Source organism: Treponema putidum (genome assembly GCF_024401155.1).
Classification (GTDB): Bacteria; Spirochaetota; Spirochaetia; order Treponematales; family Treponemataceae; genus Treponema_B; species Treponema_B putidum.
In genome coordinates this window covers 2,624,157-2,641,804 of the sequence record NZ_CP038804.1, presented here as the reverse complement: position 1 = coordinate 2,641,804, position 17,648 = coordinate 2,624,157, and the positions used below count along the sequence as shown (strand labels likewise).

Annotated in this window: 14 protein-coding genes; 9 read left to right on the top strand and 5 right to left on the bottom strand. The window is 36.7% G+C overall.

The window, feature by feature from the left end:
- Window positions 1–44 precede the first annotated feature (44 nt).
- Complete coding sequence (locus E4N74_RS12105; RefSeq protein ID WP_044978391.1) at window positions 45–1,838, top strand: leucine-rich repeat domain-containing protein; 1,794 nt, start codon at window positions 45–47, stop codon at window positions 1,836–1,838.
- A 72-nt stretch (window positions 1,839–1,910) separates the two neighbouring features.
- Here the strand turns inward: E4N74_RS12105 and gltX are convergent, their stop codons facing one another.
- Complete coding sequence (gene gltX / locus E4N74_RS12100; protein WP_044978390.1) at window positions 1,911–3,431, bottom strand: glutamate--tRNA ligase; 1,521 nt, start codon at window positions 3,429–3,431, stop codon at window positions 1,911–1,913.
- 125 nt (window positions 3,432–3,556) lie between these two features.
- Here gltX and E4N74_RS12095 point away from each other — a divergent pair, with 125 nt between their 5' ends.
- On the top strand, window positions 3,557–4,579 hold the full coding sequence (locus E4N74_RS12095; RefSeq protein WP_044978389.1) for a hypothetical protein: 1,023 nt from the start codon (window positions 3,557–3,559) through the stop codon (window positions 4,577–4,579).
- Window positions 4,580–4,709: 130 nt separating this feature from the next.
- Here E4N74_RS12095 and E4N74_RS12090 read toward each other — a convergent pair whose 3' ends face one another.
- Window positions 4,710–4,991, bottom strand: coding sequence for a flagellar biosynthesis anti-sigma factor FlgM (locus E4N74_RS12090; protein WP_044978388.1), 282 nt, complete (start codon window positions 4,989–4,991; stop codon window positions 4,710–4,712).
- Between the two features lie 70 nt (window positions 4,992–5,061).
- The gene (gene rsmI, locus E4N74_RS12085) at window positions 5,062–5,733 is read right to left on the bottom strand and encodes a 16S rRNA (cytidine(1402)-2'-O)-methyltransferase (protein WP_044978387.1); all 672 of its coding nucleotides are present in this window, start codon (window positions 5,731–5,733) and stop codon (window positions 5,062–5,064) included.
- Window positions 5,734–5,794: 61 nt separating this feature from the next.
- On the opposite strand from rsmI, the gene E4N74_RS12080 reads away from it, so the two are divergent.
- Together E4N74_RS12080 and E4N74_RS12075 are read left to right on the top strand one after the other, a co-directional pair.
- Window positions 5,795–6,205: a hypothetical protein gene (locus E4N74_RS12080; RefSeq protein WP_044979713.1), complete on the top strand. Its 411-nt coding sequence runs from the start codon at window positions 5,795–5,797 to the stop codon at window positions 6,203–6,205.
- Between the two features lie 2 nt (window positions 6,206–6,207).
- Window positions 6,208–7,803, top strand: a complete 1,596-nt coding sequence (locus E4N74_RS12075; protein WP_255817968.1) for an ATP-binding cassette domain-containing protein — start codon at window positions 6,208–6,210, stop codon at window positions 7,801–7,803.
- On the opposite strand, the gene E4N74_RS12070 is transcribed toward E4N74_RS12075, so the two are convergent.
- On the bottom strand, window positions 7,800–8,789 hold the full coding sequence (locus tag E4N74_RS12070; protein WP_255805449.1) for an asparaginase: 990 nt from the start codon (window positions 8,787–8,789) through the stop codon (window positions 7,800–7,802). The genes E4N74_RS12075 and E4N74_RS12070 overlap by 4 nt on opposite strands.
- A 169-nt stretch (window positions 8,790–8,958) precedes the next feature.
- Here E4N74_RS12070 and E4N74_RS12065 point away from each other — a divergent pair, with 169 nt between their 5' ends.
- Genes E4N74_RS12065 through E4N74_RS12055 form a run of 3 tightly spaced genes read left to right on the top strand, consistent with a single transcriptional unit; the run spans window position 8,959 to window position 11,869 of the window.
- A complete protein-coding gene (locus tag E4N74_RS12065; RefSeq protein WP_044978384.1) occupies window positions 8,959–9,681 on the top strand; it encodes a 5'-methylthioadenosine/adenosylhomocysteine nucleosidase in 723 nt (240 codons plus the stop codon).
- Window positions 9,682–9,698: 17 nt separating this feature from the next.
- The gene (locus E4N74_RS12060) at window positions 9,699–10,730 is read left to right on the top strand and encodes a 3-dehydroquinate synthase (RefSeq protein WP_044978383.1); all 1,032 of its coding nucleotides are present in this window, start codon (window positions 9,699–9,701) and stop codon (window positions 10,728–10,730) included.
- Window positions 10,727–11,869: a cysteine desulfurase family protein gene (locus tag E4N74_RS12055; protein WP_255817965.1), complete on the top strand. Its 1,143-nt coding sequence runs from the start codon at window positions 10,727–10,729 to the stop codon at window positions 11,867–11,869. Before E4N74_RS12060 ends, E4N74_RS12055 begins: the two co-directional genes overlap by 4 nt.
- A gap of 25 nt (window positions 11,870–11,894) precedes the next feature.
- Here E4N74_RS12055 and E4N74_RS12050 read toward each other — a convergent pair whose 3' ends face one another.
- Window positions 11,895–13,199 carry a cyclic nucleotide-binding domain-containing protein gene (locus E4N74_RS12050; RefSeq protein WP_044978381.1) on the bottom strand — a complete coding sequence of 435 codons (1,305 nt, stop codon included), beginning with the start codon at window positions 13,197–13,199 and terminating at the stop codon, window positions 11,895–11,897.
- 63 nt (window positions 13,200–13,262) lie between these two features.
- Between E4N74_RS12050 and glgX the strand changes: the two genes are divergently transcribed.
- A complete protein-coding gene (gene glgX / locus E4N74_RS12045) occupies window positions 13,263–15,419 on the top strand; it encodes a glycogen debranching protein GlgX (RefSeq protein ID WP_255817963.1) in 2,157 nt (718 codons plus the stop codon).
- 70 nt (window positions 15,420–15,489) lie between these two features.
- Entirely contained in the window at window positions 15,490–17,460 is a 1,971-nt protein-coding gene (locus tag E4N74_RS12040; protein WP_255817961.1) for an alpha/beta hydrolase family protein, read from the top strand.
- Window positions 17,461–17,648: the final 188 nt, after the last annotated feature.

The window sequence follows — 17,648 nt, the reverse complement described above, 5'->3', positions numbered from 1 at the left end:
ATAGTCTTAGCATATTTAATGATTTTAATGAGAGGTTTTATTTTATGGATATAAAAAATCTGAAAAAGGCTATAATTTTTATGAGCTTTATTTTTCTTGCTGCGGCTTGTTCGGATAATTCTGAGAAAGAACAAGATATAAAAACGGCTGACAGCAAAAACGACATTAAAGAAGAAGCATCAATAAATTTGCCGAATACGGAATCTATAAGTTTGACCACAGCAAAGTTAAAAGGTGAAAAAATAAAGCTTAGGGTTGAAAGATTTGTTTCCAATCGTGAACCTATATGGATCGATTTAAATTCAAATAAAAAAATGGATGAAAATGAAGATATAACGCCTTTTGTTGTACCCGGTATGTCCGCTTATCGTGATTATATTATTGATAGTGAAGTTATAACTATATATGGTAAAATAAATAGATTTTTTTGTGAGGGAAACCGTATAACAAGCATTGATTTAGCTAATAATCCTTCATTAACAAAACTCTCTTGTTCCGATAATAATCTTCAAGACTTGTCTCTTATAAATAACAGAGAACTGACATATTTATCTTGCGGTAAAAATAATTTGACTTCTATAGATTTTAGCCGAAATTTTGATTTAAAAGAAATTTTTTGTGATGAAAATCAAATCAGAGAACTCGATGTTTCTCATATTAAAAGGTTAACAACTTTAGAAGCTCAAAAAAATAAATTAAAATTTCTCGATATGTCGAAAAATACTTCTCTTACAACTTTATATTGCTATGAAAATGAGCTGACATATTTAAATACGGATAATTGTAAAGATTTAAAGTTTCTTGCTTGTTCCGAAAATGCTCTCACATATATAGATATAAGTTCAAGCTCTATTTTGCGTGAATTATGGTGTGCAAATAATAAACTTGAAAATATCGATTTATCAAAAAATGTGAACCTTACATTTCTTATGCTCAGTAATAATGTATTATCGGAATTGGATATAAGCAATAATTCCAGTTTAAATGAACTTTGGTGCAATAAAAATAATCTAACCGATTTATTCTTAGATGGCCATGAGAATCTTGAAATATTATCTTGCCATGATAATCAACTGAATTCGCTTGACATTTCTCATCTTGCGGAATTACAAGAATGTTATTGCCACAATACAAATATAAGCGAGTTGGATGTATCTAAAAATACTAAGTTGATAAGATTGTCTTGCGGCAAAAATAATCTTTCTCAAATAGACTGTTCTAATCTTAAAGATATTGAGTATCTTTATGTAGCGGGAAACAGCCTTACAGCTTTGGATATAAGGCAAAATTTAAATCTTACGGAACTTTATTGTCACAACAATATGTTGACAGAACTGAATCTAAACAGTAATAGAAAGTTAAAAAACTTATATTGCGGAAATAATAAACTAAAGGCTCTTAATACATCTAATAATGTAAAATTAAGTAATCTATACTGTAAACAAAATGAAATTACAGATATAGATCTTACAAAAAATACGGAATTGCAGTTTTTATCGGTAAGCGAAAACCGTTTGAAATTTTTGAATTTACGAAATAATGTAAAATTGGAAAAGCTATGGTGTTACGATAATTTACTCATGGGGCTTAGTGTTTTAAATAATAAGAATATAAAGCTTATATCTTGTTATAATAACCAAATAAAAGAAAAAGAAATGGAAAGGCTCATAAAGTCGTTACCTGCCCGTTCAAACGAAGAAAATGGAAGCCTCTATGTAGTCGATAGACGGGAAAATAGTACAGATAATAATATCTGCACTATTCAGCAGGTTAATAATGCAAAGAAAAAAAATTGGAATGTTCTAAAGTCTGAGGGCGAAGAATTTACGGGCCATTAAAAATTTTATAGGCTAATCTTTTTTGGAATTCCGGATTCACCTAAAAGATTAGCCTTTTTAGCATCTTAAAATTTAAAACCTTTCCGCTATGGCTTTTTCTATGCGCTTAATAGCTTTGTCTATACCTAAAATTTGGATTGAGCCTACAAGGGGCGGGCTTATTCTGCTGCCGGTAACGGTCATTCTGACAGGCATCATAAAGTCTCCCATCTTAATACCCATAGCATCGGCTTCCGCCCTAAAGACTTCTCCGCCTGCATGGTCATCAAGGCCGGCAATTTTGGGCATTACTTGGACTGCCCTTTGAAGAACTTTTTTTGTAGTTTCGGCATCAAGTTTTTTCGGTATTATCTCTTCGGCTTGAGGAACTGCCGGTTCTTCAAAGAGGAAACGCACCATGCCGGTTATTTCACTTAAAAGATGAAGTCTTTCTTTTACCAAGGGCATCACTTTCATTAGAATTTCTTTTTGTTCTTGAGAGGGTTTTAAATAGGTTTGGTTTTCAAAGCGGCATCCGGCTTTTTTCAGCTCTTCTTCATTTATTTTTCCAAAAAGGCCTGAATTTGCAATATAGGGCCATGTAAGATCGAAGAGCTCTTCATCGGTTTTTTCTCTCATATATTGGCCGTTAAACCATTCCAGCTTTTTATAGTCGAATACGGCCGGAGCCTTGTTTAAATGCTTAACATCAAAGAGTTTTTCCAAGTCTGAAAGACTGTACATATCACGGCCGTCTTCATAAGAACAGCCGAGCATAGCAACATAATTGATAATAGCTTCTTTTAGGTAGCCCTTGTTTCTGAATTCGTTACAGCTGGTGGCTCCGTGCCGTTTTGAAAGCTTTTGCCCGTCATTTCCCATAACCATGGGCAGGTGGCAAAATTGAGGCGGTTCCCAACCGAAGGCTTTGTACATAATCACATGCATGGGGGTGGAAGGGAGCCATTCTTGGGCACGCATAACATGGGTTATGCCCATAAGGTGATCGTCCACGATGTTTGCCAAGTGATATGTCGGAAACCCATCGCTTTTTAAAAGGATTTGATCGGGATTTATATCTTCATTTTTCCATTCAATATCGCCTAAAAGGGCATCTGTAAATTTGGTGCTGCCTTCAAGTGGAACCTTTAAGCGGATAACATAGGGAAGACCTTCGTCCATTTTAGCCTTAATTTCTTCAGCGGTCAAATTACGGCAAGCCCTGTCATAGCCCGGAGGCATCTTATTCATGGTTTGAATCTTTCGGATTCTGTCGAGTCTTTCAGAGTCGCAAAAGCAATAATAAGCAAAGCCCTTATCGACAAGCTCTTGGGCGTATTTTCGGTAAATTTCGAACCTTTGAGACTGAATATAGGGCGCACAGGGGCCTCCCTTTGGGCCGCCTTCATCCCATTCAAGGCCGAGCCATTCAAGGGTATCATAAAGGTTCTGTTCATATTCTTCGCTGTATCTTGTTCTATCGGTATCTTCAATACGCAAAACGAATTTTCCACCTTTTGAGCGGGCAAAAAGATAATTAAACAAGGCTGTACGGACTCCGCCTATGTGCTGAAAGCCGGTGGGAGAGGGAGCATATCTGACTTTAACTTGCATAGTTACAAAACCTCCTAACTGTTATAGATAATGTCAAGTTTATTAAGGGGCTTATTATACATTTTTTTAGGCTTAGGTGCAAGGCTAAATTAAAGCTTATTTTTTTTTAGCCGATAGACTTATTAATGAAGCAGTCTCTTGTTAAATTTGCTTTTAGAGCAATATTTTTTTTATTTTTTATTTCAGTTATTTTTTCCGAATCAGGAGATATAAAGCAAAATGTTCCGGCCTCTTTTTCTCCTCCTAAATGGGAGCCTTTATTTCCCTCGGCTTTGTGGATAAAGGATGCACCGGTTAAAGAGGAAGTTGTGATATATACTGCAAAGACTAAACCGGAAATGGAAGCATCGCTTAAATTCGATGAATCAAAACTGCAATCCGTTTTATTAAATAACGATATTTTTGCCCTTTATGGGAAACCGGATGCCTATACTATGGGCATTTTAGGAAGATATACTCCTGAAGAAATTGAACCGATTATGAATGAGTTTGCGGCAATTTATGATGAAGCAAATAATGAGCGGGGCCTTATTCCTGCTTTTTATTTAATTTACGGCACATGTTGGCCGGGAGGAGAAATCGGTTTTCTTAGCCTATCTACTGTAAAAAAATACATTGAATTCGCCGCCGAAAGGGGATGGTATGTATTTATTGACCACCAAATCGGAAAATACACGGTAGAAAAGGCTATGAATGCAATTTTGCCTTTTTTGAGGTACCCGAATGTTCATCTTGCCTTGGATCCCGAATGGCATACGACAGAACCGATGAAGGTAATCGGCTCTGTTACGGGGGATGAGATAAATAAGGCCCAGGAAATGATGGATAAATACATAAAGGAAAATAGTATTACAGGCAGAAGAATGCTTGTGATTCATCAGTTTAATTCTATAATGATTAAAAAAAGGGCTAATGTAAGAAGCGATTATGAAAGGGTCCAACTTGTCCATTGTGCGGACGGCTTCGGCTCTCCTCAATTAAAGAAAGATTCTTATGCTTATAATGCTCTCGCACAAAACATTCCGTTAAAATCTTTTAAGCTTTTTTCAAAGCCGACTGTTGCGGGTGCAGGTTATGACCAGCCCATGATGACCCCTGATGAGGTTTTTAGCTTAAACCCTCGTCCTTATCTCATAATGTATCAATAAAGATTATCAAAGATTGTAAAATTAAAAAGGCTGTAAACTCATAAAGAGATACAGCCTTTGTTTTTTTTAAAGATTTGAGTTAAATTGAAAGGTAGATACGACAAGCCCATATCTTTAACAAAATATTTAATTAAAATCCTAAAGAATCTAAAATTTTCTCTGCTGTTTGATCCAAAACACTATCAATGTATGAAGGGTCTTGAAATTTTCTTCTAACTTCTTCTATTTTTTCTTGACGGATGTCCGGGGCAGCCTTTACTGCATCCATTGCAAAATAAATTTCTGATAGTTTTTGAGCCTCAGGAGACACTTGTATCGAATCGGAAGCTCCTACCTTTTCTATTTTTCTTGGTTTTTGAGTATTTTGTAAATTCTTGATCGGATCCATTCCGCCCAATTTTTCTATCATCATATTTTCCTGCTTTCATAACCGATTATCGGTTAATTTTAGTCAAAAGTTAAGGTTTTATTTTTATAAAAGCCTATTTTCCTGTAACAAAAACCGAAAATTCCCCCTTTATCGAGGGTCTTTTTTCAAAGTTTTCTAAAACTTCTGCAGCCTGCCCCTTGATAATTTCTTCATGGAGTTTTGTAAGCTCCCTCCCAACAATGAGCTCACGGTTACTATCTATTTCGGCAATATCAGCCAATAGCTTTACAATTCTATAGGGGGATTCATATAAAACAAAGCCCGCCCCGAAATCAAAGAGCTCTTGAAGCCTACGTTTGCGTTTTCCGGCCTTAGGCGACAAAAATCCCTCAAAAACAACAGTTTTGTCGTATGTGCCAGCTATACTCATCATAGCACCAAAGGCTGAAGCTCCCGGAATCGGAATTATTGTATGCCCTGCTTCCCTTGCCGCCCTAACCAAAATAGAACCCGGATCGCTGATTGCCGGTGTTCCTGCGTCGCTGGCATAGGCTATTTTTTTCCCTTCATCTAAAAGTTTTACAATCTTTTCTGAGGAGGCCGCTTCATTTACCGCCCTGCACGAAATTAGAGGCTTAGAGATTTCATAATGAGTTAAAAGGCCTAATGTGTGCCTTGTATCCTCACAGGCGATAAAATCGGCTTCTTGAAAAGTCTCTAAAGCTCTAAAACTGATATCTTTTAGATTGCCTATAGGAGTGGCAACGACAAATAAAATTCCCACTTAAACAGTGTATCATAATTTTAGTATTGAATCAATAGGAAAAAAAGTGTATGATATATTTATGACTGATTTACAGCCTTTATCATGGATGATACTAGTTTTTATAGGCCTATTTTTAATTGTATTCGCTTATACTCTTTTCAGTGCTTCTGCAAAACATGCAAGCGGAAAGAAAATCAGGCAAACAGGAAAAAAAGGTGCGCCCGGAGTATGTCCCATATGCGGTACGGTTTTGGCTAGAGATGAACAGGTAAAATCGGCTGTTTATCCGGGTGAAGATGATAAATTATGCTATATATACGGCTGTCCGCATTGTTATCCCAGATGTGAAAACGGCGTTCAACGTCAATGCCCTGTTTGCCATAAAACCGTTCCAAATGAAGCTCATCTAATTGCAAGATACTTTGACCGAAAAAAAGGGAAAAAAAGAGTTCACATTCTAGGCTGTTCAAACTGCCGCTTTATGAGTTAAAAATGGAGAAAAATTCTTTTACACTAAAATATCTTTTTAAAAGTAAAGTATCTATTTTTTTTGTAATTTTTTTGGCCGTTGCAGCTTCTTTTTTTAATGTCGGTACGGCTTTTTTACTAAAACTCATAGCCGACTCGGTTCTCAATTACGAATTGAATAAAATGATTCTTCTTGGAAGCTGTACTGTAGTTTATATTTTTCTTGCCGTTTTATCAGATTTTTTGGCCCATTATTCCCGTATTAAATTTTGTAAGCATATTTCATACTTGTTAAAAAACGATATTATTTTTAATATTTTGAATAAAAGCGTTCTTCATAAAGAAAAAAAATCTTATTCCGATTATCAATCCTTATTATTAAATGATATTTTAAGTTTGGAGCAAAACTATTTTGAGGCCATTTTATCGTGCCTATACCAAGCTCTTAACTTAGTTTTTTCATTTTTGGCGATTTTATACATTCAGCCGTTTTTTTTACCTGTTATTTTGGTTATATGTATTCCGCCGATTTTATTTCCTAGATTGACACAAAATAAACTTGAATTCTTGCAAAAAAATAAATCCGAAACCCGTTCGTTTTTTATAAAGAAATTAAGCGATATATTGAACGGTTTTAGAGCAATTAAAATGTATGGAGCTGAAGCAGCCGGTGTAAAATATTCCGATAATTCAAATTATGATTATACCCAAGCCGAAATAAAACTTGCAAAGCGTGAAAATCTTATTATGTCATCAGCTTTCGGCCTAGGGCTTTTAATTATTCTTTTGACATGGGTTTCAGGGGCATTTTTTATAAGAGCCGGGCTTTTGACTTTTTCCGGTTTGATAGCTCTTACCAAAATTGCCGAATCGATTGCCGGGCCTTTTCAAATTATAGGTGAAAGATATGCCGGTATAATGTCTTCTAAAGCTATCAAAAAAACTATAAAATCAGTTCTACAAGAAAAAGAAGATATTTATAAAATAAAAGATTTTAAAGAAATACGGATTAAAGATTGTGTAATTGTTAAAGAAGAAAAGGAATGTTTGCAGATAGAAAATTTATCCTTAAAAACAGGGGATAGAATTCTTGTAACAGGAGTAAGCGGTTCCGGAAAAAGTACCTTACTTAATGTTTTGGCAGGATTTGAAAAAAATATGGGTAAGCTTTATATAGATGAAGTTTTACAAGAAGCCGATATTAGTCTTTCAAATCTTATTTTTATGCTGGAGCAAAAAACTCATATTTTTGATGCCGGCTTAATCGATAATATTACATTGTTTGATACGGCAAATAATGCGGCCGCCGAAGATGCAATAAAAAAACTTAATATAGCCTATTTAAGCACAAAGATGGAAAATCAAAAGCAATTCTCAGGCGGGGAAGAGCGGCGTATAGATTTTGCAAGACTGCTTATAAGAAATTTAAGCGAAAAAATAGTTTTACTTGATGAACCGTTTTCAGGACTGGATCTGCAAAATACCGAAAACATGATAAGAATAATAAATGAATTAAATCCTAAAATTTTAATTTTAACAGCTCATGAGGCTGACCAATTAGGCGGTCTAAATTACAACCGCCTTTTAAGAATAGAAAATACCGAATTAAAAGAAATTTAAAACTGAGGAACAACTTCCCCCGCTATTTCGCCTCTGTGATTTTTGATGTTTTTATCGGCAATGCTATCAAAATATTCGTAATCGGCTTTATCAATTACACCGAGTTTTTTTAACAAGTGAACCAAAACGATATCTCTGGTTTTTGAAATTCCGTCATAGGTTTTGACGGCAATACCGTATTTTTTATCGGGTAAAAGGCCGCCGAAATATCCGTTTGCTCCCGATTTTACAACAAGTTTTCCGGGATATTTTTTGACCAAAAGATGGTCTATTCTATCAGTACCGGAAGTGTATTCGGAACAGGCTGTTATGGAATCTATTATGTCTTTTGCATGAGTAGATACATTTTGAGGCAAATTTTCATAGTCGGCCATTCTTGCCATTCCAAATGCAAAATTGTAAAGGGGCAGAGAGTGAACCGGAACTCCGCAGCCGTCAACCGAGATATTATCATCGGGAATTTTGCAATCACAAATCAGCTCTATCATTTCCCTTATTTTTTGCTGAACGGGATGATAGGGTTTGTAATAATCGTCAGTGGAGGCCTTCATCAATACGGCTGCCGCCAGCATACCGGAATGTTTTCCGCTGCAATTATTGTGAATATCACGCGGCTTTTCATTGTTTACCTTCATCCTCAATTCTACTTCCGGTTTAAAAGGATAGTGAGGGCCGCACTTTAAGGCTTTTTCATCAAGTCCGATTTTTTTTAATATTCCCGTTACGGTTTTTATATGAAAATCTTCCCCTGAATGTGAGGCACAGATTTGAGCTATTTCTTCATGGCTTAGATTGAACTTTTCCTTAGCACCCAATGAAAGAGGTACCAGAGCCTGAATAAGTTTTGCACTTGAACGAGGAAATGCTACTTCCTTTGGGTCTCCTGCCGAGTATACAATCTTACCGTCTTTATCGACTACGGCGATTGAACCGAATGTATAAAGGTCTTCAATTTTTCCTCTATAAGATTTTAAAAGTATTTCCATTTTATTCTCCTATTAGTGTATAAGTTTTATGAATTCTATTATAGTTTATACATATAGTCAATAGAGGTTATATGCAAAATTATGTTGTGCATAAAACCGGGCCATTGAAAAACCATAGGACATTTGATAGAATGTTTTTGGTTATTTTTAATTTAGAAGAGGTTAGTATATGAAAATAGGAATCTTCGGTGCTGAAGAGCAGGAAGTTAAACTTTTAAAAAAGCATTTAGTGGGAGAAATTCGAAAAATTGCCGGACTTAGTTTTTTTACGGGAACAATAATGGAAAAGGAAGTTGTGCTTGTTTGCAGCGGAATAGGAAAAGTCAATGCGGCTCTTTGCTGCCAAATTCTTATTTCGGAATTTAAAGTTAATGCTATAATTAATACCGGTGCTGCCGGCGGACTTTTGGAAGGCTTAAAAGTTTTCGATATGGTAGTTTCCACGGACGCAGTTCAGCATGATGTAAATGCTGTTACCTTCGGTTATCCCCTAGGTCAGGTGCCTATGACAAAATCACCTTTTTGGCCCACTGATAAAAAACTTAAGAACCTTGCCGTAAAAGCCTTTAAGGCTTTGCAAAACGAAAGTGACGATGAACACATAAAAACACTTAAACTTATCGAAGGCCGTATTGCTTCGGGGGATGTTTTTGTTTCTGATAAAAAACTCAGGGCAAAAATTATAAAAGAATTTAATCCTGCCTGTGTTGAAATGGAAGGAGCCGCCGCAGCTCAAGTTTGCAGCATAAATAAAATTCCTTTTTTAATTTTAAGGAGCATGTCCGATACGGCAGGAAAGGACAAAATTGCAAAAATATCTTATGATGTTTTTTCGGCACAGGCGGCAAAGGATTCTTCTCTTCTGGTACTGCAAATGCTGAAAATGCTTTAATAACGCTTTGGTAATTTATGGATAAATTTTCTTTTACAACGGTTCAAGGAAAAACTGAAGTGTTTTACTGCGATGAACCTTTTTTACCGCATATAGATTCGCCCGGCGGAATGTATATTGCCGATTCCAATACTGCACCTATTGCAAAGAATTCAAAAAATTTCCGCTCAGACCTTCCCTTAGTTATAATTGAAGCCGGAGAAGAAAATAAAAATTTTACTTCCCTTGTGTCCATTTTAAAAACCGCCCTTGATGCAGGCTTAAACCGGAATTCGGTTTTTATCGGGGTTGGAGGAGGCCTTGTATGCGATTTAGCGGCCTTTGCCGCCTCAGTTTATATGAGGGGGGCAAGATGCAAACTTGTTCCTACCAGTCTTTTAGCTATGGCGGATGCAGCCATAGGCGGGAAGACTGCAATAAATTTTGACGGTTATAAAAACATGGTAGGAACTTTTTTTAAGGCTGATGAAATTTACATAAGCCCCAAAGTTTTAAAAAGTTTAAGCGATGAAGAATATCTTTCAGGTCTGGCAGAAATATTTAAAATGGGCCTTTTATATTCAAAAAATATTTACCAAGCCTTTAGGATGCAAAGAGAAAAAATATTGGAACGGGACGAAAGCCTTTGTTTAGAGCTTGTCAGAGGAGCCGTTGAAGCGAAAGCTAAGGTAGTAAGCCGTGACTTTGATGAAAAAAATGAAAGAGCTTTTTTAAATTTGGGGCATACTTTTGGCCATGCGCTGGAATCCGTTTTAAATTTTTCAAAAATTACTCACGGGGAAGCTGTCGCCTGGGGAATATCAAAAGCGATGCTTTTAGGTAAAAAATTAGGATTAACCGATTCTTCTTATGCGGATGAGGTTTGTGCTGTTATACGTTCTTATAGCCGTATAGATGCTTCGCTCTTATATGATAAAAATAAAATTCTTTTAGCAATGAAAAAAGATAAAAAAAATATAGATACTAAAATCCGTTTGATTTTACAAAAAAATATTTGCGAGACTTTTATTTATGAGGTTTCTGAAAAAGACATCAGGGAGGTGCTATGATTTATTTGGATTGGGCGGCAACGGCCATGCCTCAAGAAGATATAAATACGGAGGCTTTAAAAAAGTCTTTTAAATATTTTGCAAACCCTTCCTCAAAACATTTTTTAGGTAAGGATGCCCGAAAAATTCTTGAAGAAACCCGTTCGGAAATTGCAGAACTTTTGCACGTAATTCCCGATCATATTATTTTTACATCGGGAGGAACCGAAGGTGATTATATTCCTATGCTGTCTTTTATGGCCATGCCTTCTCCTTGTTCGATTGCAGTCAGCAGCATAGAGCACTCCGCAGTCAGGGAGCAGGCTGCCGTTATGAAGGCACGAGGTTATAAGATTTTACAAATTCCTGCGGACAAAAACGGTTTTATAAGCGCCGATTCGGTTTTAAAAACCATAGACTCTGATACGGCCTTTGTTTCGGTGATGGCTGTAAATAATGAAACCGGAGCAATTCAGCCCATCGCTGAAATCGGTAAGGCCATTGAAGAATATTCTAAGGGAAAACGAAGGATTCATTTTCATACCGATGCCGTCCAAGCTATAGGAAAAATTCCTTTTGAACTTTCAAAACTGCCCATCCATTCCACTTCTTTTAGCGGACACAAAATAGGTGCCCCTAGAGGAATCGGTTTTTTGTACCTTGCTAAAAATATGGAAGCCTTTATCCGCGGGGGCGGGCAAGAAAATGGGTTAAGGCCCGGTACCGAAAATCTTGCAGGTGTTTTAGCCTTATCCGGCTGTCTTAAAAAATATTATGACAATTCTGAAACATATTTTTCTCATGCAAAAAAATTAATGGATTTTTTGATTGAAGAACTGGCAAGCATTAAGGGTTTAAGTTTTATCCCCGAAGCCCGTCCGCAGTTAAATGACAAATTTTCGCCGTGGATTTTACAGTTTGCGGTTAAAGAATTAACCGGCGAGGTTCTTGTCCGCTGCTTGTCTGAAAGGGGCATCTGTATTTCAACAGGTTCTGCATGTTCTTCAAAAAAACAAAACCGTCCCGTCTTAGAGGCGATGAAAATTGACTCTAAAATGCAGCAAAATTCCGTTAGAGTTTCAATAGGCCCTTTAACACAAAAAAATGAACTTGAGGAATTTTTAAAAATTTTAAAAGAGATTCTAAACAAGTTCCGTTGATGAATTTTTATATTAACTATTCATTTTAGTACTTGTTGCAGTTTTCTTGTTCTTCTTTTAGTTTTGCCGTAATCTTTGACTGACGGGCTAAGCGGTTTGCCAACAAGCGTGATAAGAAAATACCGTAATGAGGGTATTCTTCTATCAGTTTCATAAAATTCATTTTAGGAATTTTAATTAGCGAGCCTTCTCCAATGGATACGACCGTCGCAGATCTTCTGTCATTCATTAAAAACGCCATTTCGCCTATAAAAATATCAGCCGGTGTTAAAACCGACATTAATTTATTATTTACATAGACGGCATAGCGTCCCGAACTTATATAGAAAAGATCGCTTGAATCCTCGTTTTCGCGGCAAACAATCTGCATGTGTTTGAAGGTTAGTAATTGCTGAGCTTTTAAAATAGCAGGCGTAAGGTTTGCTATGTTTCTTTGATTTTTTACCTCAAATGAGACCTCATTCCCAATATTATTGTAGCGTATATTTTTTACAAGGGTTTGAGAAAGTTTAATGCCCATACCGTGAAGGCCTGCTTCAAAGTCGGCTTCAAGATGGCTTTTCCAGTCAAAACCGTTACCTTCATCCTTTATAGTTATCCTTGTTTTTTCAGGTAATACCGAATATGTGATATACACCTTCTTCTTTTTTATTTCAGGCTGCTTTTGCTTTTCGGCAATTAAGTCCAGCATATTTTTTCCGCTTTTCAGCCATTTATTTTTTTCTTCGTAAGAGATGTTGCAGTTTCCGTGTTCTACGGCATTAAGTAAAAATTCCATCATTGCCGTTTGTAAAGAAGACCTTTCCTCTTCATTAACTCTGTCGGTATTGTAAAGATAGGTTCCTATCAAGTTAGCATAGAAAACTATTTCAAAGGGATCGGTATCGCTTACAAAATGACCTGTTTCTTTTTCGTCAGGCCGCTGATGCATTCCTCTGTTAAAAAGAAAATGCTGATGTTGGTTTAAAATTTTTATAATCTGTTCGGTATTTTTTTCAAAATCTTTTCTTGTGCATACAAATAGAAAGTTAGGTTCCTTTATTTGTTCAAGTTTTGCCTTTTCTTGACGGCTGTTGGTAATGGCTATAATTCCTCCGAATAAAAGCCATGGGTCATCTTTTATAACCTTAACACAAGCTTCGGCATCGATATTCGGATCCCCGAAATCGATGATTTTGATTTCGGGCATTTCATATTTAAAAAACGAAACAATGTTTTCATATTTATCAAGGACTGCAATATCGACATTTTCTATGTTTTGTTTTTGTGCAACTGCTTTTAATCCATTCACTGTAGTCTGTATTGTGCTTATTATAGGGACTTTTTTCATCATTATTTCCTTTAAAATATCGCTCACATTATAGCATAAATTTGAAATACATACTATACTTTAATGATGAATATGAACGATTTATCTTTTTTTCAAGGAAAAGCTGATCCCTTAGGTGCAAAATTAAGCCGAGATGGAGTGAATTTCAGCATCTTTTCACGGAATGCAAAAGAGATAGTTCTACACTTATTTGAAGCAGTAGATGATGCCGATCCTGCCGTATCTTATAGACTTGACCCTAAAGTAAATAAAACTGGTGATGTTTGGCATGTGTTTGCAGCGGGTTTAAAAAGTTGGGCTTTTTATTTATATACGGCCGATGGAGAGTTTTCACCTGCATCGGGTTTCTTATTCGATGAAAATAATTACTTGCTTGACCCTTATGCAAAACTCATAAGTTCTCATTCCGTATTTAATTCGGAACAAACTTTTAACCAAAGAGAGAGCAAGGCTTCAGGCGGTAAAAATCAGCATAAAAGAACGGCAAAGGGTTTCCCAAAATGTGTAGTTGTAGATGATAGGGAATTCGATTGGCAGGGAGATAAGCCCTTAAATATTCCTCTTCAAAACTGTGTAATATATGAGGCTCATGTAAAAGGCTTTTCTTTTTTAAACGATAAAATAAGTCCTATAAAACGAGGTAAATATTCAGGCCTTGTAGAACTCATTCCATATTTAAAAAATCTGGGTATCACATCTCTTGAGCTCTTGCCCGTTTTTGATTTTGATGAAAACGAAAATATGAATGTAAATCCTAAAACCGGCATTCGGCTAAAAAACTATTGGGGCTACAGTACAATTTCTTTTTTTGCACCTAAGGCCCTCTATGCCGAAGACCCTGGCAATGCAGTAAACGAGTTTAAATTTATGGTCAGGGAATTTCATAAAGCAGGTATCGAGATAATCTTAGATGTGGTGTTTAACCATACCGCAGAAGGAAATGAAAACGGCCCCGTTTTTTCTTTTAAGGGATTGGATAATTCCATTTACTATCATCTTGAAGATAATAAGCTCTATTATAAAAACTTTTCAGGCTGCGGTAACAGTTTAAAAGCTTCGGAAATTCCAGTTATAAAATTTATATTGGATTGCCTGCGGTATTGGGTAACTGAAATGCACGTGGACGGCTTCCGTTTTGATTTGGCTCCTGTTCTGGCCCGCGATAAAACCGGAGGTATAGATTACAACGCTTTTATCATACAGGCCATTGCAGATGATTCCGTGCTTCGTTCTACAAAGATTATAGCTGAAGCTTGGGATGCAGCCGGTGCGTACATGGTAGGAAAATTTCCCGGACGCTGGGCGGAATGGAACGATTTATTCCGTAACTCCGTCAGAGAGTTTTGGCTGAAGCCCAATCCTGATATAAGACACTTGGCAACCAGAGTAACCGGTTCTGCGGATTTATATTCTCAAAAAGGCAGACGGCCTTATCAGTCAATCAATTTTGTTTGCTGTCATGACGGCTTTACTCTTTGCGATTTATTAAGCTATTCCGAAAAACATAACGAAGAAAATGGGGAAAATAACCGGGACGGCTCAAATGAAAATTTGAGCTATAATCATGGAATAGAAGGGCCTGCATCTGTCGAAATTGAAAGAATGCGGATGAGGTCTGCAAAAAATATTTTGACAACTCTTATTCTTTCAGCCGGCACACCTATGATGAATATGGGAGATGAAGTATTCCGTACACAAAACGGAAACAATAATACTTATTGTCAGGATAATGAAATATCTTGGTTTGATTGGGAGCTTTTAAATGAAAATAAGGACTTGCTCGAATTTACCAAAAAACTTATCAATTTAAGAAAGGCTCATTTTTCTTTTTTAAGAAATCATTTTTTTACAGGTGTACCTAAAAGTAACGGAAGCCCAAATGATATTACATGGTTTGATTATAATGCACAATCCCCAAATTGGGGAGTGCCTTCAAATTTTTTAGCATTTTTAATAGACGGCAATAAAATTAATTTGGAAAGCGACGAGGACGACAATGATTTTTATGTTATGGTAAATAGTTATAATAACGACATAACGGTAAAGCTGCCCCCTCCATCTTTAAGCGGGACATCTTGGTACCGGCTGATCGACACTTCTTACACGAACGGAAAAGATTTTTTAGATGAAGAAAAAGCCGAGCAGATTATGAACCAACAAATATATGTAGTGCTTGCACGTACAACTGTAGTTTTAATTTCAAAATATGGGCACTTATAGCTTTCCTCCACTTGTTCAAACTGTCCGATACTGTTATACTTATTTAACAAAAATTTAAAGGAGAACTTTGATGAAAACAATAAAGTTGGACGATTTTAAAAATTACTCATTTTTAAGTAACCTTAAATTTTCGGAAGACGGAAGATATGCAGCCTATATTTGTGCTCATGCCGATCTAACCGAAAACGATTATAATAAGGCTCTTTTTCTTTTGGACATGGAAACAAAAAAGACAAAGCAGCTTACGGGCGAGGACGTAAATTCTTTTTACGGCTTTGACGGTGATCGCCTTCTTTTTTCTGCAAGAAGAACAAAAAAAGAAAAGGAAGAAAAAGAGAAAACCTTTGTTTATTCAATCCCTGTTTCGGGCGGTGAGGCCTTGCTTGCCTACACCTTTCCCCATCCCGTTTTAAAAATGGAATTTGCCGATAAAAAGACGGCTGTTGTTCTACACTCGTGGAAGGATGACCCTTTCAAAAAGCTGCCTAAAGAAAAGGCAGAAGAAGCAAAAAAAGACGAGGCCGATTATGAAACCTTTGAAGAGATTCCGTTTTGGAGTAACGGGGGCGGCTTTACCTCACGCAAGAGAAACCGTCTTTTTGTTTATAATCTTTCAAACATGAAAGGGTCTGCTCTAACCGATGAGTTTACACAGGTTGACGGTTTTGATTTTGATAAAAAGACCCAAGAAATTTTATTTACAAAATCGACCTATACCGACAAGATGCCCATCTATAATGAGCTGATGCTCATGCCCTTAAAAACAAAAAAGGCAAAGCTCTTAAATGCCGGTCAAGATTTTATGTACGCCGATGCCAAATTTTTCAAAGATAAAATTCTTTATACGGGTGCCGACGGAAAAAAATACGGCGTAAACCAAGATGCCGATATTTATCTTATTCCCAAAACCGGAACAGGAGCGAAGATGATTTCGCCCAAGGATTACGATAAGAGCTTATGGAATTCCGTGGGTTCCGATTCAAGATACGGAGGCGGTGCCAATTCCCATGTCAAAGACGGAAAATATTATTTTATTACAACCGAGGACGATTCTTCCTTTGTAAATGTCATTGACGAAAAAGGAGAATTAAAACAGCTTATTACCGAAAAAGGTTCTGTGGACTGCTTTGCCGTTCATGAAGAAAAAATTCTTTTTATAGGTTTTAGAAAACAGGAATTACAAGAGGTTTATCTTTTTGAAGATAAAAAAGAAAACTGCCTTACAAAGCATAATACCTATGCTTCAAAATTGCAAAAGATTGTGCCTGAAGAATTCGAATTTACCAATGACGGTGTCAAACTCCACGGCTTTGTTTTAAAGCCCTTAAACTACAAGGCCGGAAAAAAATATCCCGGTATCTTGAGCATTCACGGCGGGCCTAAGACCGTTTACGGTTCAATCTTTTACCACGAGATGCAGTTTTTAGCTCAATCAGGTTACTTTGTGTTTTTTACAAATCCCCGCGGTGCCGACGGAATGGGACGAGCCTTTGCAGATATTCGTGGCAAATACGGAACAATCGACTACTCCGATTTAATGAAGCTTACAGATGAGGTTCTAAAGAAGTATAAGGATATCGACAAGGAAAAAGTAGGCGTTATGGGCGGTTCTTACGGAGGCTTTATGACAAACTGGATAATCGGCCACACAAACCGCTTTGCTGCAGCCTGCTCCCAGCGTTCAATTTCAAACTGGATATCCAAATTCGGAATTACCGATATCGGTTACTATTTTAATTCCGACCAAAACGGAGGAGTTACTCCTTGGAAGGGCGTAGAAAAAATGTGGGATCACAGCCCCCTCAAATATGCCGATAAGTGCAAGACACCGACTCTTTTTATTCAATCGGATGAGGACTACCGCTGCTTTGAAGCCTGTGCCTTCCAGATGTTTACTGCTCTAAAATATCACGGCTGCGAGGCAAAGCTTGTCTTGTTCCATGGAGAAAATCATGATCTCTCCCGAACAGGAAAGCCCAAGCATCGAATCCGCCGCTTAACCGAGATATTTAACTGGTTTGAAAAATATCTTAAAAAATAAGGCTAAGGCCTTACAGTCTTTCTCCTGCCGGTTAGAGGTAATTGCCTTAAATCGGCAGGATTAAATCATTTTTACTTTCATAAATATATTACAGCTTTAGGGTATATTTTTATTTCCAGCCCCATTCCAATACTATCAACATAATCAATAAGTGTCGATAACTTTATATCTCCCTCCGATTGTTTTTT

Coding starts and splice junctions, on each gene's coding strand:
- E4N74_RS12040 (WP_255817961.1), top strand. CDS start 15,490: ATGAAAACAATAAAGTTGGACGATTTTAAAAATTACTCATTTTTAAGT.
- glgX (WP_255817963.1), top strand. CDS start 13,263: ATGATGAATATGAACGATTTATCTTTTTTTCAAGGAAAAGCTGATCCC.
- E4N74_RS12090 (WP_044978388.1), bottom strand. CDS start 4,991: ATGATGATAGAAAAATTGGGCGGAATGGATCCGATCAAGAATTTACAA.
- E4N74_RS12075 (WP_255817968.1), top strand. CDS start 6,208: ATGGAGAAAAATTCTTTTACACTAAAATATCTTTTTAAAAGTAAAGTA.
- E4N74_RS12055 (WP_255817965.1), top strand. CDS start 10,727: ATGATTTATTTGGATTGGGCGGCAACGGCCATGCCTCAAGAAGATATA.
- E4N74_RS12070 (WP_255805449.1), bottom strand. CDS start 8,789: ATGGAAATACTTTTAAAATCTTATAGAGGAAAAATTGAAGACCTTTAT.
- E4N74_RS12050 (WP_044978381.1), bottom strand. CDS start 13,199: ATGAAAAAAGTCCCTATAATAAGCACAATACAGACTACAGTGAATGGA.
- gltX (WP_044978390.1), bottom strand. CDS start 3,431: ATGCAAGTTAAAGTCAGATATGCTCCCTCTCCCACCGGCTTTCAGCAC.
- E4N74_RS12060 (WP_044978383.1), top strand. CDS start 9,699: ATGGATAAATTTTCTTTTACAACGGTTCAAGGAAAAACTGAAGTGTTT.
- E4N74_RS12105 (WP_044978391.1), top strand. CDS start 45: ATGGATATAAAAAATCTGAAAAAGGCTATAATTTTTATGAGCTTTATT.
- E4N74_RS12095 (WP_044978389.1), top strand. CDS start 3,557: ATGAAGCAGTCTCTTGTTAAATTTGCTTTTAGAGCAATATTTTTTTTA.
- E4N74_RS12080 (WP_044979713.1), top strand. CDS start 5,795: ATGACTGATTTACAGCCTTTATCATGGATGATACTAGTTTTTATAGGC.
- E4N74_RS12065 (WP_044978384.1), top strand. CDS start 8,959: ATGAAAATAGGAATCTTCGGTGCTGAAGAGCAGGAAGTTAAACTTTTA.